Annotated in this window: 30 protein-coding genes and 1 tRNA gene; 8 read left to right on the top strand and 23 right to left on the bottom strand. The window is 37.1% G+C overall.

Annotated features, from left to right (window positions below):
* Positions 1-2 precede the first annotated feature (2 nt).
* The 17 genes from spoVAD to AB3M96_RS12220 form a co-directional block, all read right to left on the bottom strand.
* Positions 3-1,019, bottom strand: a complete 1,017-nt coding sequence (spoVAD, locus tag AB3M96_RS12300; RefSeq protein ID WP_412967909.1) for a stage V sporulation protein AD — start codon at positions 1,017-1,019, stop codon at positions 3-5.
* A gap of 18 nt (positions 1,020-1,037) precedes the next feature.
* Positions 1,038-1,496 carry a stage V sporulation protein AC gene (gene spoVAC / locus AB3M96_RS12295; protein ID WP_412967908.1) on the bottom strand — a complete coding sequence of 153 codons (459 nt, stop codon included), beginning with the start codon at positions 1,494-1,496 and terminating at the stop codon, positions 1,038-1,040.
* A gap of 24 nt (positions 1,497-1,520) precedes the next feature.
* Positions 1,521-1,940, bottom strand: a complete 420-nt coding sequence (locus tag AB3M96_RS12290; protein ID WP_412967907.1) for a stage V sporulation protein AB — start codon at positions 1,938-1,940, stop codon at positions 1,521-1,523.
* On the bottom strand, positions 1,930-2,550 hold the full coding sequence (locus AB3M96_RS12285; RefSeq protein ID WP_412967906.1) for a stage V sporulation protein AA: 621 nt from the start codon (positions 2,548-2,550) through the stop codon (positions 1,930-1,932). The genes AB3M96_RS12290 and AB3M96_RS12285 overlap by 11 nt, the downstream gene beginning before the upstream one ends.
* 570 nt (positions 2,551-3,120) lie before the next feature.
* Positions 3,121-3,879 carry an RNA polymerase sporulation sigma factor SigF gene (gene sigF, locus AB3M96_RS12280; protein ID WP_412967905.1) on the bottom strand — a complete coding sequence of 253 codons (759 nt, stop codon included), beginning with the start codon at positions 3,877-3,879 and terminating at the stop codon, positions 3,121-3,123.
* Positions 3,880-3,891: 12 nt separating this feature from the next.
* The gene (gene spoIIAB / locus AB3M96_RS12275) at positions 3,892-4,332 is read right to left on the bottom strand and encodes an anti-sigma F factor (RefSeq protein WP_412967904.1); all 441 of its coding nucleotides are present in this window, start codon (positions 4,330-4,332) and stop codon (positions 3,892-3,894) included.
* 1 nt (position 4,333) lies between these two features.
* Positions 4,334-4,684, bottom strand: coding sequence for an anti-sigma F factor antagonist (spoIIAA, locus tag AB3M96_RS12270; RefSeq protein WP_412967903.1), 351 nt, complete (start codon positions 4,682-4,684; stop codon positions 4,334-4,336).
* A 372-nt stretch (positions 4,685-5,056) separates the two neighbouring features.
* Positions 5,057-6,220 (bottom strand): D-alanyl-D-alanine carboxypeptidase family protein, encoded by a 1,164-nt coding sequence (locus AB3M96_RS12265; RefSeq protein ID WP_412967902.1) that lies wholly within the window; start codon positions 6,218-6,220, stop codon positions 5,057-5,059.
* 537 nt (positions 6,221-6,757) lie between these two features.
* Positions 6,758-8,059, bottom strand: a complete 1,302-nt coding sequence (locus AB3M96_RS12260) for a pyrimidine-nucleoside phosphorylase (RefSeq protein WP_412967901.1) — start codon at positions 8,057-8,059, stop codon at positions 6,758-6,760.
* 49 nt (positions 8,060-8,108) lie between these two features.
* The gene (locus AB3M96_RS12255) at positions 8,109-8,927 is read right to left on the bottom strand and encodes a purine-nucleoside phosphorylase (protein ID WP_412967900.1); all 819 of its coding nucleotides are present in this window, start codon (positions 8,925-8,927) and stop codon (positions 8,109-8,111) included.
* A 3-nt stretch (positions 8,928-8,930) separates the two neighbouring features.
* Positions 8,931-10,124, bottom strand: a complete 1,194-nt coding sequence (gene deoB / locus AB3M96_RS12250; protein WP_412967899.1) for a phosphopentomutase — start codon at positions 10,122-10,124, stop codon at positions 8,931-8,933.
* Between the two features lie 571 nt (positions 10,125-10,695).
* Positions 10,696-11,586 carry a site-specific tyrosine recombinase XerD gene (gene xerD / locus AB3M96_RS12245; protein ID WP_412967898.1) on the bottom strand — a complete coding sequence of 297 codons (891 nt, stop codon included), beginning with the start codon at positions 11,584-11,586 and terminating at the stop codon, positions 10,696-10,698.
* Between the two features lie 6 nt (positions 11,587-11,592).
* On the bottom strand, positions 11,593-11,820 hold the full coding sequence (locus AB3M96_RS12240) for a YqzK family protein (protein ID WP_412967897.1): 228 nt from the start codon (positions 11,818-11,820) through the stop codon (positions 11,593-11,595).
* 217 nt (positions 11,821-12,037) lie between these two features.
* Positions 12,038-12,514: a ferric iron uptake transcriptional regulator gene (fur, locus tag AB3M96_RS12235; protein ID WP_412967896.1), complete on the bottom strand. Its 477-nt coding sequence runs from the start codon at positions 12,512-12,514 to the stop codon at positions 12,038-12,040.
* Positions 12,515-12,628: 114 nt separating this feature from the next.
* Positions 12,629-13,276, bottom strand: a complete 648-nt coding sequence (spoIIM, locus tag AB3M96_RS12230; protein WP_412967895.1) for a stage II sporulation protein M — start codon at positions 13,274-13,276, stop codon at positions 12,629-12,631.
* A 249-nt stretch (positions 13,277-13,525) separates the two neighbouring features.
* On the bottom strand, positions 13,526-14,692 hold the full coding sequence (locus tag AB3M96_RS12225; RefSeq protein ID WP_412967894.1) for an endonuclease Q family protein: 1,167 nt from the start codon (positions 14,690-14,692) through the stop codon (positions 13,526-13,528).
* Between the two features lie 2 nt (positions 14,693-14,694).
* Positions 14,695-15,249 (bottom strand): NUDIX domain-containing protein, encoded by a 555-nt coding sequence (locus AB3M96_RS12220; protein WP_412967893.1) that lies wholly within the window; start codon positions 15,247-15,249, stop codon positions 14,695-14,697.
* An 89-nt stretch (positions 15,250-15,338) separates the two neighbouring features.
* Here AB3M96_RS12220 and mciZ point away from each other — a divergent pair, with 89 nt between their 5' ends.
* From mciZ to AB3M96_RS12205, 3 genes are all read left to right on the top strand, one after another.
* Positions 15,339-15,470 carry a Z-ring formation inhibitor MciZ gene (gene mciZ, locus AB3M96_RS12215; RefSeq protein ID WP_412967892.1) on the top strand — a complete coding sequence of 44 codons (132 nt, stop codon included), beginning with the start codon at positions 15,339-15,341 and terminating at the stop codon, positions 15,468-15,470.
* An 89-nt stretch (positions 15,471-15,559) separates the two neighbouring features.
* Positions 15,560-16,483, top strand: a complete 924-nt coding sequence (locus AB3M96_RS12210; RefSeq protein WP_412967891.1) for an aldo/keto reductase — start codon at positions 15,560-15,562, stop codon at positions 16,481-16,483.
* Between the two features lie 106 nt (positions 16,484-16,589).
* Positions 16,590-16,674 (top strand) — tRNA-OTHER (locus AB3M96_RS12205).
* Positions 16,675-16,730: 56 nt separating this feature from the next.
* Here AB3M96_RS12205 and AB3M96_RS12200 read toward each other — a convergent pair.
* The 4 genes from AB3M96_RS12200 to AB3M96_RS12185 all read right to left on the bottom strand — a co-directional run bounded on the left by AB3M96_RS12200 (position 16,731) and on the right by AB3M96_RS12185 (position 19,650).
* On the bottom strand, positions 16,731-16,982 hold the full coding sequence (locus tag AB3M96_RS12200) for a YqkE family protein (RefSeq protein WP_412967890.1): 252 nt from the start codon (positions 16,980-16,982) through the stop codon (positions 16,731-16,733).
* Between the two features lie 96 nt (positions 16,983-17,078).
* Complete coding sequence (locus AB3M96_RS12195; protein ID WP_412967889.1) at positions 17,079-17,735, bottom strand: CoA transferase subunit B; 657 nt, start codon at positions 17,733-17,735, stop codon at positions 17,079-17,081.
* A gap of 22 nt (positions 17,736-17,757) precedes the next feature.
* Positions 17,758-18,447: a CoA transferase subunit A gene (locus AB3M96_RS12190; protein ID WP_412967888.1), complete on the bottom strand. Its 690-nt coding sequence runs from the start codon at positions 18,445-18,447 to the stop codon at positions 17,758-17,760.
* A 12-nt stretch (positions 18,448-18,459) separates the two neighbouring features.
* A complete protein-coding gene (locus tag AB3M96_RS12185) occupies positions 18,460-19,650 on the bottom strand; it encodes an acetyl-CoA C-acetyltransferase (protein WP_412967887.1) in 1,191 nt (396 codons plus the stop codon).
* 239 nt (positions 19,651-19,889) lie between these two features.
* On the opposite strand from AB3M96_RS12185, the gene AB3M96_RS12180 reads away from it, so the two are divergent.
* The 3 genes from AB3M96_RS12180 to AB3M96_RS12170 all read left to right on the top strand — a co-directional run bounded on the left by AB3M96_RS12180 (position 19,890) and on the right by AB3M96_RS12170 (position 22,010).
* Positions 19,890-20,777, top strand: a complete 888-nt coding sequence (locus tag AB3M96_RS12180; RefSeq protein ID WP_412967886.1) for a hydroxymethylglutaryl-CoA lyase — start codon at positions 19,890-19,892, stop codon at positions 20,775-20,777.
* Between the two features lie 62 nt (positions 20,778-20,839).
* Positions 20,840-20,968 (top strand): hypothetical protein, encoded by a 129-nt coding sequence (locus AB3M96_RS12175; RefSeq protein ID WP_412967885.1) that lies wholly within the window; start codon positions 20,840-20,842, stop codon positions 20,966-20,968.
* A 121-nt stretch (positions 20,969-21,089) separates the two neighbouring features.
* A complete protein-coding gene (locus tag AB3M96_RS12170; protein WP_412968001.1) occupies positions 21,090-22,010 on the top strand; it encodes an alpha/beta hydrolase in 921 nt (306 codons plus the stop codon).
* A gap of 135 nt (positions 22,011-22,145) precedes the next feature.
* Here AB3M96_RS12170 and AB3M96_RS12165 read toward each other — a convergent pair whose 3' ends face one another.
* On the bottom strand, positions 22,146-22,388 hold the full coding sequence (locus tag AB3M96_RS12165) for a DUF2552 family protein (RefSeq protein ID WP_412967884.1): 243 nt from the start codon (positions 22,386-22,388) through the stop codon (positions 22,146-22,148).
* The gene (locus tag AB3M96_RS12160; protein WP_412967883.1) at positions 22,389-22,715 is read right to left on the bottom strand and encodes an iron-sulfur cluster biosynthesis family protein; all 327 of its coding nucleotides are present in this window, start codon (positions 22,713-22,715) and stop codon (positions 22,389-22,391) included.
* 170 nt (positions 22,716-22,885) lie between these two features.
* On the opposite strand from AB3M96_RS12160, the gene AB3M96_RS12155 reads away from it, so the two are divergent.
* Both AB3M96_RS12155 and AB3M96_RS12150 read left to right on the top strand, forming a co-directional pair.
* Positions 22,886-23,089 carry a CDGSH iron-sulfur domain-containing protein gene (locus AB3M96_RS12155; RefSeq protein WP_412967882.1) on the top strand — a complete coding sequence of 68 codons (204 nt, stop codon included), beginning with the start codon at positions 22,886-22,888 and terminating at the stop codon, positions 23,087-23,089.
* Positions 23,090-23,206: 117 nt separating this feature from the next.
* Positions 23,207-25,006: a dihydroorotate dehydrogenase gene (locus tag AB3M96_RS12150; RefSeq protein WP_412967881.1), complete on the top strand. Its 1,800-nt coding sequence runs from the start codon at positions 23,207-23,209 to the stop codon at positions 25,004-25,006.
* Positions 25,007-25,018: the final 12 nt, after the last annotated feature.

Genomic DNA, 25,018 nt, shown 5'->3' with positions numbered 1-25,018 from the left:
GCTTACTCACCACCTTGTACATGTTCCAACACAACACCATGTGCGATTGTAGGAATTGACTCCTTTTGTTGAATCATTGTAGGACTTAACAATGCGCCTGTAGCAACAATCATAATCTTTTTTAAATTTCCGCTTAAAAGTTCTTTATATAGATGTCCATATCCAACAATTGCTGAACATGCACATCCACTTCCACCAGCAAAAACATCTTGATCTGAGCGATACAGCATAAGTCCACAATCATTATGTTTATTACCCAAGTCGTAGCCTTCGTCTTTTAGTAACTCCTTAACAATCGGACTCCCCACTCCTGATAAATCACCTGTTACAATTAAGTCGTATTCATCCTGGTTGATATTGAGGTCTTTAAAATGCTGAACAATAGTATCAGCTGCTGCGGGGGCCATTGCAGAACCCATATCAAAAGGATTGGTTATTCCCAGATCTGCAACTTTTCCAATCGTTGCTGACGTAATTCGTATAGGACCTTTTTCTTTACTAACCAATGCTGTTCCTGCGCCAGTGGCCGTATATGTTGCAGAATCTGGCTTTTGACCACCATATTCTGTTGGATATCTAAATTGACGTTCAGCAGTAGCATTATGACTGCTTGTGGATGCTAAAATCCGGTTTGCAAATCCACCGTCAACTAATGCAGAGCCAACTGCTAGAGTCTCCATTGAAGTTGAGCAAGCACCAAACATACATAAAAGTGGAATTTTATTTTGCCTTGCTACATAGTTAGTTGTTACATTTTGGTTTAATAAATCCCCTGCTAGAAATAAATCTATATCCTCATTTGTTAAGTTAACTTTTTCAAGACAAGCTTCAATGGATTGCTCCATCAACCTTCTTTCGGCAAATTCCCAACTATCTTCACCACAATGCAAGTCTTTATGTCTAATATCAAAAGCGTTTCCTAGAGGTCCATCAGACTCTTTTGGTCCAACAGCTGTTCCAGTTGAGTTTAAGTAGATTTCATTTTGAAAAACCCATGTTTGCTTTCCGACTAGTTTCATCCTGTTCACTCCCTTTCATCAGGATACGGTGAGGTTAAACAAGTATCGAATAACCCCAACTATATATGCTGATACTGCTCCAAAAACAATAACACTACCAGCAAGTTTAAACATATTTGTAGCAATACCTAAAACAATACCTTCACTTTTATATTCCATAGCAGCACTAGTCATTGAATTTGCAAATCCTGTAACAGGCACCGCTGACCCCGCACCTGCAAATTGTCCAAGCTTGTCATATAGTCCGAACCCTGTTAACAAGGATGAAATAAGTATTAAAGTGGCTACTGTTGGGTTACCTGCATCTTGTTGTGAAAAATTAAAAACCGAAATATAGAAATTCTGGATACCCTGTCCAATACAACAAATTGCTCCACCAACAAGAAATGCCTTCAAACAATTAATCAAATATTTAGGTTTTGGCTGGAATTTTTTAATACTATTTTTATAATCATCCTTAATCTTCTTTTTAGCCATCTTTAAACCTCTCCTTGATGTAAGTTACTTTACAAAGTAAATCCATTGAAATAATGAACCAGCAATTTTTCCAAATACAATCGCCATGACTAAAATAACAATTTTATTTGCTATGCCAATTCGTTTGGCTAATATGGGAAAAACATTCAATACCTCCGTAAGAGCAGCAGCAAGCATTCCAACGAAAATCCCACTTGCCAGCCCAATTGGAAGTAATAGATATTCCCACAAATCAAAGCTCTTAAGATTAAGCGTGAACCACCCACCCGTAACAGCGCCTAGAACAACACTCCATTCATAAAAATGAATAAACTTCATTGTTTTTGTTAATTGTGTTAGCCGCGGAATAATTCCCAAAACCGTTAAAAATGCTACAAATCCAGAACCTACAGCAAGTCCACTAGATAATCCAATAAAGACAATAAATAAAATTTTAATTGTCATCGATATGTTTCATACTTTCTTTGTTTTCGGTCATAATTAAGTAATTATCTAGATCTTGTTGATAATTGAACATCTCAACCTCTAGTGGACTTGGTTCTTCATTAATTCTTTTCCGGAAGAAATGATTAAAAAATAAAATCATCCCTAGACCTAAACCAATTGAATAAGGTATTTGTAAAAGCAAAGGCTTGGACACTTCTTCTCCCGTTATCATTGTGTAAATTCGTTGATGCACTTCTCTCATTGAAACATCCTCATGAAAGTTCATCATAGTTAATGCTGCACCCACGAATAATAAAAACCAAACAGCCACAAATAATGCAGCTGAGTACTTCCCTTTCTTTATAACGATTTCTACTATTGTCTGAGCTGGTCCAACTGTTTGAATGTCTGAATCAGGAAATTGTTTTCTAATATGATCAATTACTTTCATCGCATCGATAACGACAATATTTTTATCTTTCTTTGTTACATGATGGACCACAAGCTTTTTTATAATCTCAGCCGTTTGTTCAGTTGTACTTAATTGAGCAATATGACCAATAGTAACTGTTGCATCGGGTTTAACCTGTACGCGATGGCGCAGTCTAACATAGATTGTTTTTTCCATCACCTTCACACCCTACACATTGTTTTCCTTATATATGTAGTATGTTATTTCTTCTTGTTCTAATGCGATAGTGGGTCAAACTCCATTAATTACCACATGAAAAAGTAAAGTTTAAAGATGATTGAAAAACTTAATTATTAACGATTAATGTACAGAAGCGCAAGCGCCTTGGAAAAAGGAACATCGACTAAAAGCCGCCACGTCCTGTGACGAACGTCGATGTCAGCACATCCTCGAAAATGCTTTGCATTTTCTTCGTGCGATGCTTATGCTGCCGGAGCATTCCTTGTCCTGTGCAAGTCCGACAAGCGCTGGCCGACTAAAGTCGCCACGTCCTGTGGCAACGTCGGCACTAGCACATCCTGTGCGTCGGAACCCCCACGAGGAGGCTCGAAAAAAAGCAAAGCTTTTTTCCTGCGAGGATTATCCTCACGAAGCATTCCTTAGTGTTGCCGCCTCAGGAGGGGTGAAGCGACCTCGAGGGGCTAGGCGCTGGAGCTGGACTTGGAAAACTTTTTTCAAGTTATCCACATCATAAAATTTCCTAAACAAACGAAAAAACCGAATGGATTATACATCCATTCGGTCTTTCATTTGTTGTAATATTTTCTTTTCTAATCTAGATACCTGTACCTGTGAAATACCTAATCTAGACGCAACCTCTGATTGAGTCTGGTCCTTATAATAACGAAGAAAGACAATTAAGCGTTCTCGCTCATCTAATTCACGAATTGCTTCTTTTAATGCTATCTTATCAAACCATTTTGTTTCATTATTGTCCGCAATTTGGTCTAATAACGTAATGGGGTCCCCATCATTTTCATACACCGTTTCATGAATAGACGAAGGTGCTCTACTAGCTTCCTGAGCCAGTACAACATCCTCAGGAGTAATCTCTAAGAATTCGGCAATCTCCACAATCGTAGGAATCCTACCTAATCGTTTCGATAATTCGTCCTTCGCTTTACGAATCTTGTTCCCTGTTTCTTTAAGAGATCGACTTACCTTTACCGTTCCGTCATCTCGTATAAATCTTTGAATTTCCCCAATAATCATTGGTACAGCATACGTGGAGAATTTCACATCATACGATAGGTCGAATTTGTCGACGGACTTAAGAAGTCCAATACATCCTATTTGAAACAGATCATCCGGCTCATAGCCACGATTTAAAAATCGTTGTACAACAGACCAAACGAGCCTCATATTCTTTTGAACAATTAAGTCTCTAGCATCTTGATGGCCTTCTTGACTTAATTTAATTAAGTTTTTAACTTCATTATCCTTTAGATACGTTTCACTTTTGTTGTTCTTGACCTCCACATCCATTGGCAAGTCTCCTTAATTGCATAACGCTTTACTCTTTGATAAATGCTTGGTTAAACGCAATGTTGTACCTCTAGCTGAGCCTGTTTCAATTTCAAATTCATCCATGAAATTCTCCATAATTGTAAAGCCCATCCCTGATCTTTCGAGTTCTGGCTTCGTTGTATACAACGGTTGTCTGGCTTCATCAACATTTGTTATGCCAATACCTTCGTCTCTAATCGTGATATACACAGTACTTTCCTCAATCTTGCATGAAATATAAACAATTCCACTAGGGTCACTCTCATACCCATGGATAATTGAGTTCGTAACAGCTTCGGAAACAACTGTCTTAATTTCGGTTATCTCATCAAGAGTAGGATCCAGTTGCGTAATAAAAGCAGCTACTGCTACACGTGCAAACGATTCGTTTTGGCTTAATGCTGAAAATTGAAGGTGCATTTCATTTTTCATGTTATGCCACCCCCAATGTCTGAAGCGCAAATGTCTCATCACGCTCTAAACGCATAATTTTAAATAGCCCTGACATCTCAAAGAGACGTTCAACAGAAGGAGAAATTGAACACACTACCATTTCTCCGCCAAGATTCTTTATTTGCTTATATCTTCCTAATATGACTCCCAAACCAGAACTATCCATAAACGATAGCTTTTCAAGATTCAATAGGATGTGATTAATTGGGTTACTCTCAATAACATTTGTGACCTTAAGTCGTAATTCTTCAGCTGTGTGATGATCAAGCTCACCAGTTAGCCGAATGCATAACACATTATGCTTTACCTCTAGTTCAATACCAAGACTCACTCTACTATGCCTCCTTAAAATCGTATAGTGAGTTTTTCGATATAGATGCACAAGAATCCTTCCTTGTGACAAAACTAGTGCATATTCGGCAAAAAAATAAGAAAAGCGCAAACGCCTTGAAAAAGGATCATCTACTAAAAACCGCCACGTCTTGTGCGTCGGAACCCCGACGAGGAGGCTCTAAAAATTGCTAAAGCAATTTTTCTGCGAGGCTTATGCTCACGAAGGATTCCTTAGTGTTGCCGCCGCAGGAGGGGTGAAGCGACCTCTCGCTGTTTAAAGCAAAGCTTTGCGCAAGATAGTCGCAGAAGCATTTTCATAGTTGAAAACTGGCTAGGCGCTGGAGCTAGACATTAACAATATATACAAAGATTAAGGCGACTTTGTAAAAGAGCCGACTGTTCGCTTAAATAACTTCCACCAGCTAGCCGCACCTATATCTTCACCAGCGACAAGATTACTTTCACTTAGAACTTTGCCATCCTTTTTAATGACTAACTTCCCAATTTCATCACCTTTTTTAATTGGTGCATTTATATGTTCTGCTACCACTATCTCTTTTTTTACATCATCGATTTTTTCACCTTTTTTAGTTAAAAGAGAAATTGTCTCAGAAGTTACGATTTTTACTGTTTTCTTAGTTCCCTTACTGACTTTCACGCTTGAAACAGCCTGATTACGTTCGTATAAAGGGTGTGTTTTGTATTGACTGAATCCATAGTCGAGCATTTTTGTAACTTGTTTATTCCGGTCTTTTGGGGTAGGTGCTCCAAAAACAACGGAAATCAAACGCATACCATCCTTTTCTGCAGTGGCAGTTAAGCAATATTTAGCCTCTGTAGTAAACCCTGTTTTAAGACCGTCCACTCCAGGATAAAACTTAACTAAACGATTTGTATTCACAAGCCAGAATTTATTATCGGAATCTTGTCGTAAATAATCTTCATATTTTCCAGTAAATTTTGTGATTCCTTCGTATTTTAATAATTCCTTTGCCATGATTGCCATATCATAAGCTGTGCTGTAATGATTTTCTGCAGGGAGACCGGTTGGATTTTGAAATAACGTATTCTTCAATCCTAGGTCTTTTACTTTTTTATTCATCATTTCAACGAAAGCTTCTTCAGATCCAGCAATTTTCTCAGCCATTGCAACAGAAGCATCGTTACCAGATCCAATTGCAATTCCTTTAAGCATTTCTTCAACTGTCATTTCTTCACCTGGTTCAAGGAATATCTGAGAACCTCCCATTGAAGCGGCATGCTCACTTGTACGAACTTTTTCAGAATAGGAGATACTACCTTTATCAAGTGCTTCCATAATAATAAGCATTGTCATAATTTTGGTCATACTTGCAGGTGGTAGCTTTTCATTACTGTTTTTATCGTAAAGTATTTCTCCGGTATCGCGTTCAATTAAGATTGCAGACTTTGCATTATCTGCTAACTCAACTGTTCCCTCTTGAGCTGATGCAAAGGGACTACTAACAGAAAACAGGACAGCCATTATTAACAAACTAATAAAAAAGCGTTTCATCTCCAAACCCTCCATTCTTTATACTTTCCCATTTTTACCAACTAAACAAAAATTATACAAAAAATAAAAATGAAAACCCGGCGAGGAGAAAACATGTGCGTAGGAGAGGTTTTTGGATATTTCTAAATATTGGACATTTGTGCAATAGGGAGGCTTGCGTGATGCTTTAGCGAAGAATTGGAAATCGTGTGTTGTTAGGAACAGCTGGTGTACTACGGTTTAGGGGAATATCTATAAACGTGTGCGTAAGGTGCTTTTTGCGTATTATGGACTGGCAGAAATTCGAAGAACATGTGCGTACGGTGGAGCTTGCGTACTATGGTTTTGAAGAAAATCGTTAAACGTGCCCGCAAGGTGCCGCTTGCGTACTATGGTTTAGCAGAACGTGTGCGTAAGGTACTTCTTGCGTTTTATGGTTTAGCTAGTTCGAAAATACGTGGGTATAAAGAGTGTCTCCGTACTTGTGTAAGAACTATCACAAATTTATGCTTATATCCTTATAAAAAACCGAGGGTCAAAATCCCCTCGGCTCTCAGCTTACATAATTTTATCTAAAATCAATTGCGGTGGCGTAACTTGTTGTGAAGAGATTTTAATACTTGAAGCTAATTTATCTTTAATCTCTTCTACATTTTCAAAGTTACTATGAATTGTCACCAAACTTTCTCCTTTAGAAACCTTGTCACCTATTTTTTTACGAAGTACTAGTCCTACTGCTAAATCAATAGTAGATTCCTTTGTTGCTCTTCCAGCACCAAGCAGCATAGCTGCAGTCCCAATGGAATCAGCAATAATTTCTGAAACATATCCATCAGTTGGTGACTCGAACTCAAATTGATATGCTGCTTGAGGCAGTTTTTCAGGAGAATCAACTACGGATGCGTCCCCACCTTGAGACGCTAAGAAAGTTTTAAAGCTCTCCAGCGCCTTACCACTCTTAATAGCTTCTTCTAAAAGTGCTCTACCTTCTTCAAGCGTCTTAGCTTTCTTTGCTAATAATACCATCTGACTACCTAGGGTTAAGCAAAGCTCTTCTAAGTCAGCTGGTCCTTCACCACGTAGTGTATCAATAGCTTCTTTCACTTCTAATGCATTCCCAATAGCAAATCCAAGTGGCTGACTCATATCGGAAATAATGGCAAGTGTGTTTCTTCCAACATTATTACCGATATCCACCATTGTTTTAGCCAAATCTTTTGCTTCATCAAGATCCTTCATAAATGCTCCTGCACCCGTTTTAACATCTAGTACAATTGCATCTGCTCCAGCGGCTATTTTTTTGCTCATTATGGAGCTTGCTATTAATGGAATACTATTCACTGTTGCAGTTACATCTCTTAATGCATACAGCTTTTTATCTGCTGGTGTTAAATTGCCACTTTGCCCAATAACTGCAACTTTATTCTGATTCACGAGTCGGATAAAATCAGCATTAGTTATTTCAACATGAAAACCTTCGACTGCTTCAAGCTTGTCGATTGTTCCACCAGTGTGGCCTAACCCGCGCCCAGACATTTTTGCTACAGGTACTCCAACAGAGGCAACAAGTGGAGCAAGCACTAATGTTGTTGTATCGCCAACTCCTCCCGTGCTGTGTTTATCAACTTTTATTCCTTCAATTTTAGATAAGTCAATTGTATCGCCTGAGTGAACCATTGCCATTGTAAAATCAGCACGTTCCTGAGTTGTCATTCCGTTAAAGTATACAGCCATTGTAAATGCACTCATTTGATAATCAGGGATATCACCTTTTGTATAGCCGTTTATAATAAATGAAATTTCTTCACTTGATAATTCCATTCCATCACGTTTCTTTTGTATCAAATCGACCATTCTCATTTATCTTCACCCTTACCAGTCTTTTAACATTCTCTATGAATTCGTAAACTTATAATTTCTTCACGATTTCTTTCACAAATGCTAAGAAGTTATTTTTTACCTTTTCAGTTGTTTCAATTACTTCATCATGTGTAAGTGGTTGGTCTAAAATACCTGCAGCCATATTCGAGATACAAGAAATCCCTAACACATTCATTCCTGAATGACGAGCAACTATAACCTCAGGTACCGTAGACATTCCTACAGCATCTCCACCAAGGGCACGAAGCATTCTTATTTCTGCCGGAGTCTCATAGGTTGGTCCAGTATTTCCTACATATACCCCTTCTTTTATATTAATATTTAGTCCGGTAGCAACATCTTTTGCAAGCTTACGAAGCTCTTTTGAATATGCTTCTGACATATCTGGGAATCTTGCTCCCAGTCTAGAATCATTTGGACCAATTAAAGGATTCTGTCCCATATTGTTTATATGATCTGAAATAAGCATTAAATCTCCAGGTTCAAACGATTCGTTTATCCCACCTGCTGCGTTAGTAACAACTAGTTTAGATACTCCAAGCTCTTTCATAACACGAACAGGGAATGTTACCTTTTCAAGACTATACCCTTCATAAAAGTGGAAGCGACCTTGCATAGCCACTACAAATTTCCCTTGTAGGTTACCAAATACCAATTGACCTGCATGTCCCTCTACTGTTGAAACCGGGAATTCTGGAATTTGGTCATAAGGTACTTTAATTGGGTCTTCAATCTCATCTGCAAGAACGCCTAATCCAGATCCTAGAATTAAACCAATTTCCGGAACCTTTCCATTACATTTTCCTTTTAAGAATTGGGCTGATTTCTCAATTAGTGCTTTATCCATAAATTATTTTCCTCCATTAATTTCTAAAAGAAAGCTTTTCCCGTGATCCGGTAGTTTTACATTAAAATTATCTGCAACTGTTGCCCCGATATCTGCAAAAGTTGAACGTAAAGGTAATTCCTTTCCTCCGTCCATCCTTGGGCTATATACTAAGAGCGGTACATATTCACGGGTATGATCTGTACCAGGTTGTGTTGGGTCATTTCCGTGATCTGCAGTTATTATTAATAAATCATCTTCCTGAAGCCTTTCTAGAATTTCTGGTAATCGGGCATCGTATTCCTCAAGTGCTTCCCCATATCCTTTTGGGTCTCTTCTATGTCCAAATAAAGCATCAAAATCAACTAGATTTAAAAAGCTTAAACCAGTAAAATCCATTTCTAAAGTTTCAACAATTTTATCCATACCATCCATATTTGATTTGGTGCGTAGAGTTTTCGTTACACCCTCACCATCATAAATATCTGATATCTTCCCAATTGCAATCACATCAAATCCATTATCACTAAGTTCATTCATAACAGTGCGATTAAATGGTTTTAAAGCATAATCATGACGATTAGCTGTTCGGCTGAAATTACCTGGCTCTCCAACGAATGGGCGAGCAATGACGCGTCCTACCATATACTTATCATCGAGAGTTAATTCTCTGCAAATCTCACAAATTTTATATAATTCATCTAAAGGTACCACTTCTTCATGAGCAGCAATTTGCAGAACTGAATCAGCAGAAGTGTAAACAATTAACTTCCCGGTTTTCATATGTTCTTCGCCAAGTTCATCCATAATTTCAGTTCCTGACGCTGGCTTGTTACCTAAGATACCCCTTCCTGTTCGCTTTTCAATCTCATCTAACAGTTCCTTTGGGAAACCATCTGGAAACACTTGAAATGGTGTTTCGATATGAAGACCCATAATCTCCCAGTGGCCAGTCATTGTATCCTTACCATTTGATGCTTCCTGCATCTTACCAAAATACGCAAGAGGTTTTTCTTGACGTGGAATTCCTTTAATCTCTCTTATGTTACTTAATCCAAGCTTCGCCATATTAGGCATATGTAGTCCGTTTTGAGTTTCTGCAATATTGCCTAGAGTATCTGAACCAACATCTCCAAACTCTTTAGCGTCCGGTGCCTCACCTATACCAACTGAATCCATTACGATGAGAAAAACTCGCTTATATGTATAACCTGACATTTTTTTCCCTCCCAATTGTATACTATGCAGTATTTTCCCCTTCTACATATAACTTACTCACTATTTTTGCTTAAACCCGTTTAATAAAGGCTCTTATATGATTTTTGCTACTTGCCCTTTTTCTTGGAGAGTGAGATGTACAAAGTTTGGTGATTTCCGCTCCTGGCACTCGCTTTCCGCGGGCGGACCGTGAGCCTCCTCGTCGCAGGCTCCTGCGGGGTCTCACCTGGTCCCGCTTTTCCCGCAGGAGTCTCGTACCATGCGCTTCAATCACCCGTGTAAAATCATTACTTAACTTACATAACTCCTTGAAACAGCCTTGAATAAAAATCACTACACCATTTCAATGTGCTTACTCTTATGGGACTTAGTCACCAACATATTACGACCTATAAAAAACTATTTAATGTATTCGTCAGAGGTCTGACAACTTGAGTATAAATTGCTAGAAACACGATTGCAAGTAGAATACTATTATTTCAATGAATTGTTTTTTGTATTTGTTACAATTTAGAAAATTAATAATACCTAAACAAAAAAAAGCTAGACTATAAGTCTAGCAAATTTGTATTTATGCACGTGGATGATATTGTTTATAAACATCCTTTAAACGCGCCTTTGTTACATGTGTATAAATTTGAGTTGTCGAGATATCTGAATGACCTAACATTTCCTGCACAGCGCGTAAATCAGCACCATTCTCTAAAAGATGAGTAGCGAACGAATGACGTAGCGTATGAGGAGTTAATTCTTTTTCAATACGTGCATCCTTTGCAATCTTCTTTAGATTTTTCCAAAAACCTTGTCTTGTTAATCGATTTCCATGGTGATTCACAAAAAATGCGTCTGTTTTGTTTCGCTTTATCAGTTGATTACGGGCATTGTCAACATAATCTTGTAATGCTTTAGTTGCAACACTGCCCAGTGGTACAATCCGTTCTTTATTTCCTTTTCCTATACATCTAATAAACCCCATTGATAAATGGATATCAGCAATATTTAGATTAACTAGTTCACTAACTCGAATTCCCGTTGCATATAACATTTCTAACATAGCTTTATCACGAACCCCAAGAGGCTTATCTAATTTTGGTGCTTCTAATAAAGCCTCTACTTCTGTAATATTAAGGACTTTTGGTAATGCCCTTTCTGATTGTGGAGTTTCAATATGTACAGAGGGATCTGAATTTGTTACCTTTTCTCTGTACATAAATTGATGAAAAGAGCGTATTGATGCAATATGCCTGGCTAACGTCTTGGATGAATTCCCTTGCTCTTTTAAATATTTCAAAAAATGAATGATTTGAATACGACTTACTTCATTAAACGAAGATATATTTTCAACTTTACTCAGGTAAACATAGTATTTCTTTAAGTCTCTTTCATAAGACTCTACCGTATTTTTAGCAAGTCTTCGTTCGACAACTAAGTAATGTACATAATCCTTGAGTTGATCTTCCACTTACCTCTACTCCCCATTTCGATAGAAAAACAATAATCTCTCTACTAAACCTTCCTTTTTTTCCTCCACCATTGTGGAAGCTTTTACAGATGAACCCTCTGGTTCATCATATTTATGGTAATTTTGATATTCTTCATTAATCCATATAATACCATAATAAAATAAAACCGTGCAGCCAGTAAACAAAACAAAGACCTTTACTGTATCATAAACAACCCTAAACCATTGTCTCATCTCTATTAATCCTCCAATAAATTACTTCTCTTATAACTGAAAGCTAGTCCCATAGGTAAGAATAAGAATTACCTAAGTTTCACTTTCTTTATTTATTAGAAGATATGCCAAAATCACTTAGTTTTATACGTAGAAAATAAAAATAGTATGTAGAGACTAACAAAAGTAAGAGATTACTAGTAAATAAAAGCCTTCTCCACAGGCGGAAAAGGCTTAGTTATGATATAGTGTCTACTTCAACTTCTTCTTTAGTTTGTTTATCATGACAACGATGGCATATACCATGGAAAGTTAGACGGTGGTCTTTAATGATAAAGTTCCAGTTTCGTTCTACAATTTCCTCGACATCTTCCAGAAGGTCCTCTTGAATCTCATCAACAGCTCCACATTCAATACATACGAGATGATGATGGAAATGAGCTGCTCCTTCTTGTCGTAGATCATATCTTGATACGCCGTCACCAAAGTTTATTTTATCGACAATCTTTAGTTCTGTTAATAATTCAAGTGTTCGATAGACAGTTGCTAAGCCGATTTCTGGCGACTTTTCTTTTACTAGGAGGTAAACATCTTCGGCACTTAAATGATCCTCTTCATTCTCAAGTAGTACCCGAACGGTCGCCTCACGCTGTGGTGTAAGCTTATAACTGGACGAATGCAACTGTTTCTTAATACGCTCGATTCGATTTTCCATCTAAAACTTTCCCTCCCTCGCCATTACCTCACTATTATAACAGAAGAAGGGGCACTGTCCAAATAAAATAATTATAAATAACTCAAAATAATTAGTATCACTTAATAATTATTATTATTTACTAACTGAATCGATTATTCCCTTCATAAGTACAGGAGATGCAAACGCCTCGACCGCTGAAGCTACAAGTAATATAACACTTACAACAGCCATTAATATAGAATACCGTGTTAATAAGTGTAAAATTGGTTCATTCATTCGCTTCATAAATTGCTGCCTAATCATTTTTAATGAGAATGACACTGCTACTGTTCCGACTACGATAAATGTTGGAATGATCAGCAGGTTTTGTGGAAGAACCGATACAAACGAAAGCAAAAAGCCGCTCCATTCCATTTGGTTAACCAAAAAACCAACTGTAAAGCCAACTACAACACCTTTTAAAAAAAGAAGAATAAGAATTACCGGTAACCCGATTATAGAAATACCTAAAATCCACATTAACCCGACATATTTAAGGTTGTGAAAATAACTTTGTTTGAACATATCCGCTGAGTTTGCATATTTCCCTTCAGATACTTCTCCAAAAAAACGGCTTAAGTAATAATAGAGGTCCTGTTTTTGGCTAAAGTTTAGACTATTTACAACGATAGCTCCAAAAATAACTCCCATTAAAAATAATACTGATATAAATAAATAGATTGATGAATGTTCTCGAAAATGGCTGGTAATGGCTGTCTTAAAAGACTGTTGCTTTCTCATCTATCGTTCCTCCTATTAATCTCTTACTAGATTCTATGAGAAATTATAGATTTGTATGACAACTCCCCTATGATTTCTAGTTAAATTTTTTATAGCTTAACTAGTAGTATTCATCTAAACCCGCTAGAAAGATACATTAGAAAACTCGGCGATTGCCGAACCTTTAGGCGATATCAGAGCCGTAGTTACACTTATGCAGATAGGAAAGAATTTTATGCTTTCCTAGCTGCAAAAAAGACTCCTGTTTCTTTAGGAGTCTACCTTACCGTATTTTCCGCCTCCGCCTGCTTTGAATCGGAGGGTGCCATTTCGTGCTTGTATGATGACATCAACAATTTGTTTACTAATCACCTTTGTTAACTCTTCCTCAGGTACCTCATGGAGGATTGCCATTTCCGTTCGAAAATAATCTCTAAGCTTTTGCAATGTCTTTGGACCTAACCCAGGAATAAACTCTAAAGGGACTTGATGTATATAAGGTGGTCGATTGATGTTTTCTTCATCAGTATTTTTCAATTCATTTAATCGATCAAATACCCCTTTTACAAATCTTTTACTACCACAGTTTGGACATATTTCCGCGTAGATATTTTCAGGAATTGTCAAACATTTTTCGCAAGTAGTTTTGTGGTATTTTCCTAGTAGTGGATCCAGTCCATAATTAGCAACGACTCCTCGGCCATTTTTCTGATGAAGAGCTAACCGAAGTTCTTCAAATGTCGGTTCTTCCATTGTAATAATTTGATATTCACGTGCTATTTTAGGAAGTGAATGGGCATCAGAGTTTGTAGTGAAGCTATATTTATGCAACTCTTTAATTTGATCAGCCATTTGGGTATTAGCACTTAATCCAAGTTCTATACCATCAATTAGGTTTTCATCGAATACCTCTGTTAGGGAAGAATGAACTCCCTTTCCATAGAGACTTTTATATGGCGTAAAAACATGAGCTGGAATAAATATCCCTGATAACTCTTTGACCTTTTTTTGAAGTTCCCTGCCACTTTCGTAAATTCGCTGAGAACTTAATGTTACATTCTTCATTCTTGAAGAGAGCCATGTAGTGAATTCCTTCATTTTATCTATTGTTGGTAGGAAAGCCAATACATGTATAGGACCATTACAATTCTCATCGTAAATTTCTAGCTCACTGCCTAGTATGAGTGTAACATCCTTAAATCGTAGCCCTCCCTCTTCATAAGGGTATACTTCTCCTTTTTCAATTAATATTTCTAGCTCTTGTAATACTTCTGGTACATGACAGTCAATAACTCCTATCATATCCATGCCTTTTATTTCGGTTGATACCTGTAAAATGTTCTCTATTGTTAAGGTTTTTGCTCCTGTAATTTTTACAGGTTTACCGGAATTCGTTCTACCAATATGAATATGTAGATCTACATAAAAATCCTTCATAATCACTTTTCTCCTAAAAGTTGTTGTAGCTGCAAGTATTGAACAGCATATGCTGTCTTGGCATCATAAATTTTCATGTCCTTTACAAATTCTTGCGCTTCTTCTAATGAGATTTCTAATACATCAACGAATTCGTCCTCATCCAGTCCAGCTGGATTGTCAATTTTCTTTAGTCCTTTTGCAACGAAAAGATGGACTAATTCATCTGCAAAGCCAGGTGATGTATAGAAAGAAATTAACGGTGTCAAACTCTCGCAAGCATAACCGGTTTCTTCCTCCAATTCTCTTCTAGCTGTTGAATCCGGCTCTTCCCCCTTTTCAAGCTTTCCTGCAGGAATTTCTACGATCACTTTATCTAGCGCCTTACGATATTGTTGGACCATGATTATTTTATTTTCATCCGTAAGCGCAAGAACCGCTACCGCACCTGGATGTTTAATTATTTCTCTCGTACTAGTATTCCCATTTGGTAATTCCACTTCTTCTATATGTAAATCAATTACTCGGCCTTCAAAAAGTACTTTCGTGCTTAGTGTTTTCTCTAGCAAATGTTCCATGCTTCCAGCTCCTTGTTCTACTAGTTCTATTTACTTCATACATTTTATCATAATTCTTATTTTTAAACTTCTACCGAGGGGGCTAACAAATGAAGATTGTTATCCGAGAAAATAGTATTACAATGGTAGGAAAAGCATGGGAAATTCGAGCAAAATTAAAAGAATATAGTCGCAAGTTTAAAACCGTTCAACAGTGGATTGAAAGTGGTAAAGAGTCATAGTTATTTTTAGTATTCCCCTCTTTACATTTGAGTCTCAATTTAGTTGAAGATAAAATAGGTGTAAGACTTATATTAATGGAGGGGAAACTATGAACAAAAGAAAGCTTGGAACCTCTGACTTACTTGTAAGTGAAGTAGGTTTGGGTTGTATGTCACTTGGTACTGAAGAAAACAAAGCTACATATATTATTGATGCTGCCCTAGATATGGGGATAAATTATTTGGATACTGCCGACCTTTATGACCAAGGACTAAACGAAGAAATCGTAGGAAAAGCCATTAAATCAAAAAGACAAAATATTATTCTCGCAACCAAAGTAGGAAATCGCTTTGAAAAAGGAAAAGAAGGATGGTCGTGGGACCCTTCAAAAAAACATATAAAAACAGCTGTTAAAAACAGCTTACAAAGACTACAAACAGATTATATTGATTTATATCAATTACATGGCGGTACAATCGAGGATAATATTGATGAAACCATTGAAGCCTTCGAGGATCTTAAACAGGAAGGTGTTATTCGCTATTATGGAATATCATCTATACGTCCAAACGTCATACGTGAATATGTAAATAAATCTTCTATCATTAGTGTTATGATGCAATATAGTATTTTAGATCGTCGTCCTGAAGAGCAAGTTTTTGAGTTCCTAAAGGAAAACAATATTAGTGTTGTAGCTCGGGGACCAGTGGCAAAAGGACTCCTTACCGACCGGCCAATAGAGAAAGCATCTGAAAGTATAAAACGTAATGGGTATTTAGATTACAGCTTTTCAGAACTTGAGAAAGTCATTTCTGAACTTAAAAATAAACTAGCGGAAAATCGTTCACTTACAGAAATCGCATTGCGATATTGTTTAAGTGATGATGTGGTTGCTTCGGTGGTTGCTGGCGCAAGCTCTGTTGAGCAAGTGAAAAATAACGTTCGTTCTGTATCTTCTATACCATTATCTAATGAAGAAGTAACATTGATTAGAGAATTTACAAAAGTCTCTGTGTATGATCAGCATCGTTAAACGTTATACAGTTGTCTTTACTTTTTTAATTGGCTGTTTAATGCTCCTTATAAAAATACTTGAAAATCATAGAATAAAATTCTCCAAATCCTACATACTTATAGTAGGACTTGTAGCTCAACGTATAGAGCAGCCGTATCATCCTGCGTAATGATACGTGCATCTTGTGGGTTTAAATCCCATCAAGTCCTATATAGTCTTCAACAGCAAAAGACCGAATCAGCTACGATTCGGTCTTTTTTACATTCTATTTATAATCCGACCACTTAAGGTTACTCTCATTAAATAATTCTTCAAACGACTTATTCTTTTCGCGTAGTCTTCGTTCTTCTCTTTGTTTTTCTAGTTCTTCTTCTTGTTTACGAAGTTCTTCTGCCTTTAATTCATTTTTTGTATCCTTTAGCTTTGAAAGTACTTCATCATTTAATAAGTCACCGAGATTAAGCTTGTCATTTTTCTCAGTTTTATTTGATGGCTTTTGTTGCTTCTTTTTAGCCATGTTGATTACCTCCAACTACTTAAATTCGCCTATCATTATACCATAGGAAAAGAATAAAAATGCGAACAACTTCTTGAGAAGTTATTCGCAACAGATTTAATAAGCATCTAACACTACTTGATCATCTACAAGAAGTTCCGGCTCGGTTGAACTTTTTATATCTTCTATTGTGTAGCCTTTTGCAACTTCAATTAACTTCAAGCCTTTATCTGTTATATCTATGACAGCACGGTCAGTAATTATACGATTTACTACTCCTTGACCTGTTAATGGAAGTGTACATTTCTTCAGAATTTTTGCTTCACCTTTTTTATTTACATGATCCATGATTACGATGATTCTTTGAGCACCATGTACCAGATCCATAGCACCGCCCATCCCTTTTATCATTTTCCCTGGAATCATCCAATTTGCTAGATCACCAGTTTCTGAAACTTCCATTCCACCTAGAATAGCAACATTAATATGGCCCCCACGTATCATAGAAAACGACTCCGCACTGTCAAAATAAGCTGCCCCGGGAATTGCCGTAACCGTTTCTTTTCCTGCATTAATTAAGTCAGGATCAACATTTTCTTCAGTTGGGTATGGTCCAATCCCGAGTAAACCATTCTCTGATTGAAGGACTACCTGTTTATTAGAAGAGATATAATTTGCAACGAGAGTTGGCATGCCAATACCTAGATTTACATAAAAGCCATTTTCAATTTCTTTTTCCGCTCTCCTTGCAATCTTTTCACGTGTATTTGTCATTTCTTTTCAACTCCTTCCTCTCCTACTTAGTAAGGGTTAATCGCTCGATTCTTTTTTCTTGTGCCCCTACAATTAAACCCTGAACATAAATACTTGGGGTATGGATTTGATTAGGATCAAGTTCTCCAATTTCATAAAGTTCCTCTACTTCTGCTATTGTTACCTTTCCTGCAGCAGCAATCATTGGATTAAAATTACGTGCCGTCTTGTTGTAGATCAAATTCCCCATTTTATCGGCCTTTTGTGCACGAACTAAACTAAAATCTGCCGAATAAGCTTCCTCTAGAACGTACTCTTTTCCATTAAAAACACGAGTTTCCTTACCTTCTGCAATTGGTGTTCCTACCCCTGCAGGAGTATAAAATGCAGAAATACCAGCACCACCCGCACGAATTTTTTCTGCTAATGTACCCTGCGGTACAAGTTCAACTTCTATTTCACCTGATAGTACCTGACGCTCAAATTCTTTATTTTCTCCGACATAGGAGCCGATCATTTTTTTTATTTGCTTGTTTTGTAAAAGTAGTCCAAGACCCCAGTGATCCACACCGCAATTATTTGAAATTACCGTTAAATCTTTTACCCCCGATTCGACTAATGCTAAGATTAAATTTTCTGGTATACCACATAACCCAAAGCCACCAACCATTAGCGTAGAACCATCTTGTATTCCCTCAACTGCTTCTTGAAAAGATGAATATATTGGTTTCATGTCAACACCTCACTATTCAATATTCTCAACTATTGTTGCTACCCCTTGACCACCGCCAATACACAACGTAGCCAAACCATAGCGCTCTTTACGACGTTTTAGCTCATGAATTAATGTTACTAAGATTCGTGTACCACTTGCGCCGATAGGGTGACCTAATGCAATAGCTCCACCATTAACATTTAAAATGTCCTTATTAAAATGAAGTTCACGGTCAACTGCAATTGATTGTGCCGCAAATGCTTCATTAGCTTCAATTAGGTTCATGTCACTCACGCTTAAACCTGATTTATCCATCGCCTTCTTCACTGCAGCTACAGGCCCTATTCCCATAATACTTGGGTCTACCCCTGCACTTCCGTTAGCGGTAATCGACACCAATCCCTTTATACCAAGCTCATCAGCTTTCTTCTTACTCATTACCACTACAGCTGCTGCTCCGTCATTAATACCTGAGGCATTTCCTGCTGTAACTGAGCCATCTTTTTTAAATGCCGGTCGTAATCCTGCTAGTTTCTCAGCAGTAGTCCCTGATTTCGGATATTCATCCGTATCGAATAGAATACTAGCTTTCTTACGTTGAGGTATTTCTACGGGAACAATTTCATCTTTAAATGTACCTGCTTCAATCGCAGCAACAGCTCTTTGCTGACTACGTGCTGAAAACGCATCTTGTTCTTCGCGGGAGATTTCATACTTATCACAAAGGTTTTCAGCAGTAATTCCCATATGATAATCATTGAATGCACACCATAAACCGTCTGATATCATGCTATCAACAAGCTTTTGGTCTCCCATCTTAAAACCATTTCTTGCTCCTTTTAACAAATATGGTGCCTGACTCATATTTTCCATCCCACCAGCAACAATAATATCTGCATCTCCAGCAAGGATTGCCTGTGTTGCTAAATGAACGGTTTTCAAACCAGAACCACAAACCTTATTTATTGTCATAGCTGGTACTTCTTGTGGTAATCCAGCTTTTATTGCCGCTTGTCTTGCAGGGTTTTGACCTATACCCGCTTGTAGGACATTCCCCATAATCACTTCGTCGACTTGTTTAGGGTCTACTCCTGCCTTTTCAAGTGCCTCTTTTATCACCACTGCCCCGAGTTCTGGAGCCGAAATATTTTGTAGGGAACCTCCGAAACTACCAATCGCCGTTCTGACAGCGCTTACAATTACTACTTCATTTTTACTCACAAAAACCTCTCCTCTTGTATGTATTTTGCAGATTTGCAGATGTACGTTGGCTACATTACGATTTAGGTAAATAATCTCTTTCAGCCTACGTATACTCTTGATGTTGCATATTACCATATATATTTCTAGACTTTTTTCGAAATCCCTCTTATTTTGTCATAATTTCTATTATTCTTGCTTTTCTTAAAAAACTTCAACTAAAATAAGAGATAATAACACTTTTTCTTCGGAGGTATTGTATGCGCTTACCTAAACAAGTAACAATCATTGAAGTTGGACCTAGAGATGGTCTTCAGAATGAAAAAAACATCATTCAAACCGATTCTAAAATCGAGTTTATCCATAAACTAAAAAAAGCTGGAATTCGTGAAATGGAGCTTACATCCTTTGTATCACCAAAATGGGTTCCACAAATGAAGGATGCAGATGAGGTTATTAAAGCCTCCCTTGATAACAGACGTAATATTGTGTTGGCGCCAAACCGAAAAGGAATTGATAGATTATATGAAACAGAATGCAAATCAGTTGCTGTCTTTGTCGGTGTGAGTAAATCCTTCAATAAAAAAAATATTAATAAAACAACAAAAGAAAGTATGGAAGAACTCCAACCCATTATTGAAGAATTAAAGCAAAAAGATTATTTTGTACGTGCTTGTATATCAACTTCTTTTTATTGTCCTTTTGAGGGTAAAATTGCTGAAACTGATGTAATTGACCTTTGTTCAAGCTTTGTAAGCTTAGGTGTTGATGAATTAAGTGTGGCTGACACAATTGGAATGGCAAATCCAAAAGAGGTATATTCACTTTTTTCAAAGTTAAAGGATCGTTTTCCTAATACGATGTTAACAGCACATTTTCACGATACTCGTGGTATGGCCTTAGCTAACGTAGTAGCGGCTATGCAAGCTGGAATTGATCGTTTTGATACTTCTGCAGGTGGATTAGGAGGTTGTCCATTTGCACCCGGTGCTACTGGAAACGTTGCAACTGAAGATGTAGTTTACATGCTCGAACAAATGGGAATTGAGACGGGAATCGATCTCCCGATGCTTATTCAAGCTATTGATGTGATTGCTCCACTGATTTCAAGACAATTGGAAAGTAAATACTATAGACTCCAAAAATAAGTATATTCTCAACCAAAACTTCACATCCTATCCATGATAATCTAGGAATGGAGTTGTTATCTTTGGCTAAAAGAGATAAAGGATATTCTCAAAAAGGAAAACCTAATTCTGATACAACAAATAATGTTATGGCTGCTGAGGAAATGGAAAAAGCACTTCAACCAACTAAACGCCAAAATTCTGAACAGTAAAAGGCTTGACCGTACCCTATATTAGGTACGGTTTTTCATATGATTTTTTTGGTTAATAGTGGTAAAATTATATCGTCAAAACTACTTCTGGAGGATTACTTTCATGAAGACAATAAAAACAATGAGAAGGTTATTTATTTCACTGGGAGTCATTGTAGGCTATATTGTCACGGTCGGACTCTTTTTCACAAATATTGTCATGTACATAAAAAAGAAGACAGACGATGAAATTATTGAGCGTGAAACACGAGAAGGTCGGCTCAACCTAGACGAAGTCCACTCTCTTGATAAAGAAGATATTACGATTCCTTCTAAATTTGGCTATGACGTAAAAGGTTGGTTAGTTAAAGGCACGGAACCACATAAGTTTATCATCATTTCTCATGGGGTTACTCAAAATAAATTAAATTCCATTAAATATATGAAATTGTTCTTAAACCGCGGCTGGAATGTCGTAGTCTACGATCATCGACGTCATGGAGAAAGTGGGGGCAAAACAACAAGCTATGGACATTATGAGAAGTTTGATCTCCAATCAGTTGTTTTGTGGATTAAAGAACGGTATGGCGAAGATAGTGTTATTGGTATTCATGGGGAATCCATGGGTGCTGTGACCACACTACTATATGCTGGAATGGTTGAAGATGGAGCAAATTTTTATATTGTAGATTGTCCTTTTTCTGATTTTGAAGCTCAACTTCGATATCGCTTGAAGGTTGAATTCAAACTCCCAGCGCCAATGGTACTACCTTTTGCAAATTTATTTTTAAAGCTCCGTGATGGTTATAGTATAAAAGATGTTTCACCTATATCCGTCATTCAAAATATTAAAAATCCCGTACTGTTTATTCATAGCGCAAAGGACGATTATATTCTTCCTGAAATGACAAAGGAGCTTTATCAACTTAAAGAAGGCCCTAAGCAATTACTAATTGCTGAAAGAGGCAAACATGCATATTCTTTCGCTGACAATAAAGAGGCATATGAACGGGTTATCGATGATTTTTTACAGAGGTATGTGAATAAAGATATTTACTTATGAAAACCAAAAAAGCCTTGGCTTATTGAATCAGATTCTTTCACAGTTTGAAGAAAACCGTTTTAATCTGATGCTTACGCCGGAGGCTTAATCATTTTTATTATTTAATATAGGTAGAACTGCTTGAATACTCTTCTTTTATCCTAATACGTCTGTTATTTCTATCATGTTTTCATTTATCCATGATAACGCAAGCTCAATCGTTTCAAATTCCTGAACCTCAAATGACACTTCATCCTGTAGTAGCCAAACATCTTTTTGATCGTGATTTACACCTGCAACTGACCAATGAAGGAGACTATATGGGTGGTTTTCATTTAAGAAAGAGACCCAAGTCTTATTTTCAGCTATATTACGAATCGTTTTAAGCTTCGAGCTCATTTATATCACTCTTTCTACAAATCTTAATCGTGGGTTAAGGATTTCATTTGGGCTTCTTAACTGAAAGCAATTAGCTGTTTCTACAGTATCAATTGTCAGATTTTCATCCAAAAACACCATTTTTGATTTTTCAACTAAAAGCGGACGAAAATTTGTTTCAATTGCTACATCATCAAAGTCTTCTTCTTCCACTAGCCATAATGCGGTTACCCCGCTAACAACGCATCCACAGCCTTCGGTATCATATTTTAATTTAAGTATTTTTTCTTGATTTGTAATTTTTGATTCTAACTCTTTGATTGCTCGCTCTGTAAATGTTACCTTCACTGTATTTTCTCCTTTTTTCCTTATATCCTAGGTACAGTTTAACATATCTTATATGTTTCTACATATGATTACACTAACCCTTGTTATTTACAAAAAAATTTGAACTTTGGTAAATCTTCCCTTATTATCAACTTAGAATAGTGTCACTTTTTTGAAAGGAGGATTTGTACATGTCAAAAGTTACAATTAAGGTGAACGACAATGGTTCTTTACGTATTACAGGCGATGTTGAATTAGTTGATGCAGAAGGAAATCAATTTCAAACCAAACCTAGCTTCTCGCTATGTAGATGTGGCTTATCAAAAAACAAACCGTTCTGTGATGGTTCTCATAAAGGGAACTTTGAATCGGTTGTACGTGCTGAAAAGGAATAAAGCCTTACCCAAGAAACCGAACGACATCAAGTTGTTCGGTTTTTTTTATCCCATCTAAAATTTCCCTTCTACTATGGTACAATACAGGTAACAAGACTATCATGGAGGAACGGAATTATGCCTGATTGGTCCTATCACTTATTATTTAAACCTATACTTTCACACATATCCCCTCAAGTATCTAGAGAATTCATACATAAGGGGATGAATAGAATTGCTTCGATACCAGGGGGGCATCACATCATTAATTTCTTAGGTAGAGAAGAATCTTCTAAACTTCTAGAGAAAGAAATTCAAGATGTAGAGTATGTGAACCCGGTTGGGCTCTCAGGAAAAATAGACCCCCTTCTTAGCGGTTCTAGAGCATTTTCTAATTTAGGCTTTGGTTTTATTGAAATCGGACCTGTTACGATGCAACCAAATAAAAAACCTACGCCTCCAACTGTAGATACTTCTACTAAAACCATTTGTTTTTCTTCAAATTATGAATCAATTGGTCTTACAAATACGTTAGAAAGATTAAAGAAATGGAAACCAAAACAACCAGTCTTGGTTAGGATAGGCGGGCCTGATGAGGAACAAGTTGAACTAATGAAAACCTTAGATACGTATGCGAATGCTTTCATTACTAGTTCTACTACTCTTACACTCTCTAATACAAATAAACCAGTGTATCTGGCAGTCTCTGTTACTGACATTCACGATTTACCAATTGACATTATCCAAACTACTTTTTCTGGTATTGTTCTTGATGAACTAGCAGATACACTAGAAAAAGATCACCTTGATAATTTGCTTGGGGCTATTGTTTACTTAAGGAACAACGGTTTTGAGCAACCTATTATTACGGTTGGAGGAGTTCTTGAACCAGCTCATGCATTAGAATTATTGGATGTTGGTGCAGATCTTGTAATGCTGTCGGGTGGTTATGTTTTCTCAGGTCCAGGACTTACAAAACGGATAAATGAAGCAATCTTATACAAATGTCAACCTCATTATCCAACCCATTCAGCTTGGTTTTGGTACTGGTTATTCGGGTTATCCATTTTTATAGGTGGGTTACTCGCTCTGCTCTTTAGTTTAACAACTATAATTCTTCCCTATGATGAACAATTTCTAGGGATGAAACGTGAGACAATTATTCTTTTTAATGATAGAATTCTGTGGTTTATGGCACATGATCGTATGACTCTCGCAGGGACGATGATTTCTGGCGGAATTGTCTACATGACACTAGCTCGTTTTGGTGTTCGGAGTGGCCTTTTATGGGCAAAGCAAGCAATCGACATTGCTGCTATTCTAGGTTTTTTAGGAATCTTCTTGTTCATCGGCTATGGTTATTTCGATTGGCTTCACCTTATTTTCTGGCTCGTTCTTTTACCAATTTATATTACAGCTTATTGTAAAACAAAGCGGATCTTTGGAACACCAACCTCTCTTAATACTAAAAATCATTTTATCTGGAAACGCAGCCTACTGGGACAACTTGCGTTTGTAGTTCTTGGTTTTTCGTTCGTACTCGGTGGAGTTGTTATTTCATATGTTGGGATTACAAGTGTTTTCGTACCGACAGATCTTTTATACATTTGCATGCCAAAAGAAATGCTAGATTCTTTTAACAGTAAACTGATACCTGTTATTGCACACGACCGTGCTGGTTTTGGGAGTGCGCTGCTGAGTGTCGGGTTCTTAGTACTTATGATTTCTCTTTGGGGATTTCAACAAGGAAACAAATGGGTGTGGTGGACTCTTCTTATAGGAGGACTCCCCGCTTTTATTGCAGGGATTTGGATTCACTTTGCCATTGGGTATACGAATTTTATCCATTTACTACCTGCTTATTTTGCACTTTTTCTTTATCTCATTGGACTTTGTTTGACGTACCGGTTTTTTCATATGAGTACTGATGAATCATAAAAAGGGCGAGTA

It is taken from the genome of Ferdinandcohnia jepli, assembly GCF_047246645.1.
GTDB lineage: Bacteria > Bacillota > Bacilli > Bacillales > Bacillaceae_L > Ferdinandcohnia.
Note: the sequence above shows the minus strand (reverse complement) of the source record. Positions and strands in the feature narration are given on the sequence as shown.

What these genes read in the sequence shown, in the direction of transcription:
- spoVAD (WP_412967909.1), bottom strand. Translation starts at nt 1,019, where the DNA reads ATGAAACTAGTCGGAAAGCAAACATGGGTTTTTCAAAATGAAATCTAC.
- spoVAC (WP_412967908.1), bottom strand. Translation starts at nt 1,496, where the DNA reads ATGGCTAAAAAGAAGATTAAGGATGATTATAAAAATAGTATTAAAAAA.
- AB3M96_RS12290 (WP_412967907.1), bottom strand. Translation starts at nt 1,940, where the DNA reads ATGACAATTAAAATTTTATTTATTGTCTTTATTGGATTATCTAGTGGA.
- AB3M96_RS12285 (WP_412967906.1), bottom strand. Translation starts at nt 2,550, where the DNA reads ATGGAAAAAACAATCTATGTTAGACTGCGCCATCGCGTACAGGTTAAA.
- sigF (WP_412967905.1), bottom strand. Translation starts at nt 3,879, where the DNA reads ATGGATGTGGAGGTCAAGAACAACAAAAGTGAAACGTATCTAAAGGAT.
- spoIIAB (WP_412967904.1), bottom strand. Translation starts at nt 4,332, where the DNA reads ATGAAAAATGAAATGCACCTTCAATTTTCAGCATTAAGCCAAAACGAA.
- AB3M96_RS12265 (WP_412967902.1), bottom strand. Translation starts at nt 6,220, where the DNA reads ATGAAACGCTTTTTTATTAGTTTGTTAATAATGGCTGTCCTGTTTTCT.
- AB3M96_RS12260 (WP_412967901.1), bottom strand. Translation starts at nt 8,059, where the DNA reads ATGAGAATGGTCGATTTGATACAAAAGAAACGTGATGGAATGGAATTA.
- AB3M96_RS12255 (WP_412967900.1), bottom strand. Translation starts at nt 8,927, where the DNA reads ATGGATAAAGCACTAATTGAGAAATCAGCCCAATTCTTAAAAGGAAAA.
- deoB (WP_412967899.1), bottom strand. Translation starts at nt 10,124, where the DNA reads ATGTCAGGTTATACATATAAGCGAGTTTTTCTCATCGTAATGGATTCA.
- AB3M96_RS12240 (WP_412967897.1), bottom strand. Translation starts at nt 11,820, where the DNA reads ATGAGACAATGGTTTAGGGTTGTTTATGATACAGTAAAGGTCTTTGTT.
- fur (WP_412967896.1), bottom strand. Translation starts at nt 12,514, where the DNA reads ATGGAAAATCGAATCGAGCGTATTAAGAAACAGTTGCATTCGTCCAGT.
- spoIIM (WP_412967895.1), bottom strand. Translation starts at nt 13,276, where the DNA reads ATGAGAAAGCAACAGTCTTTTAAGACAGCCATTACCAGCCATTTTCGA.
- AB3M96_RS12225 (WP_412967894.1), bottom strand. Translation starts at nt 14,692, where the DNA reads ATGAAGGATTTTTATGTAGATCTACATATTCATATTGGTAGAACGAAT.
- AB3M96_RS12220 (WP_412967893.1), bottom strand. Translation starts at nt 15,249, where the DNA reads ATGGAACATTTGCTAGAGAAAACACTAAGCACGAAAGTACTTTTTGAA.
- mciZ (WP_412967892.1), top strand. Translation starts at nt 15,339, where the DNA reads ATGAAGATTGTTATCCGAGAAAATAGTATTACAATGGTAGGAAAAGCA.
- AB3M96_RS12210 (WP_412967891.1), top strand. Translation starts at nt 15,560, where the DNA reads ATGAACAAAAGAAAGCTTGGAACCTCTGACTTACTTGTAAGTGAAGTA.
- AB3M96_RS12200 (WP_412967890.1), bottom strand. Translation starts at nt 16,982, where the DNA reads ATGGCTAAAAAGAAGCAACAAAAGCCATCAAATAAAACTGAGAAAAAT.
- AB3M96_RS12195 (WP_412967889.1), bottom strand. Translation starts at nt 17,735, where the DNA reads ATGACAAATACACGTGAAAAGATTGCAAGGAGAGCGGAAAAAGAAATT.
- AB3M96_RS12190 (WP_412967888.1), bottom strand. Translation starts at nt 18,447, where the DNA reads ATGAAACCAATATATTCATCTTTTCAAGAAGCAGTTGAGGGAATACAA.
- AB3M96_RS12180 (WP_412967886.1), top strand. Translation starts at nt 19,890, where the DNA reads ATGCGCTTACCTAAACAAGTAACAATCATTGAAGTTGGACCTAGAGAT.
- AB3M96_RS12170 (WP_412968001.1), top strand. Translation starts at nt 21,090, where the DNA reads ATGAGAAGGTTATTTATTTCACTGGGAGTCATTGTAGGCTATATTGTC.
- AB3M96_RS12165 (WP_412967884.1), bottom strand. Translation starts at nt 22,388, where the DNA reads ATGAGCTCGAAGCTTAAAACGATTCGTAATATAGCTGAAAATAAGACT.
- AB3M96_RS12155 (WP_412967882.1), top strand. Translation starts at nt 22,886, where the DNA reads ATGTCAAAAGTTACAATTAAGGTGAACGACAATGGTTCTTTACGTATT.
- AB3M96_RS12150 (WP_412967881.1), top strand. Translation starts at nt 23,207, where the DNA reads ATGCCTGATTGGTCCTATCACTTATTATTTAAACCTATACTTTCACAC.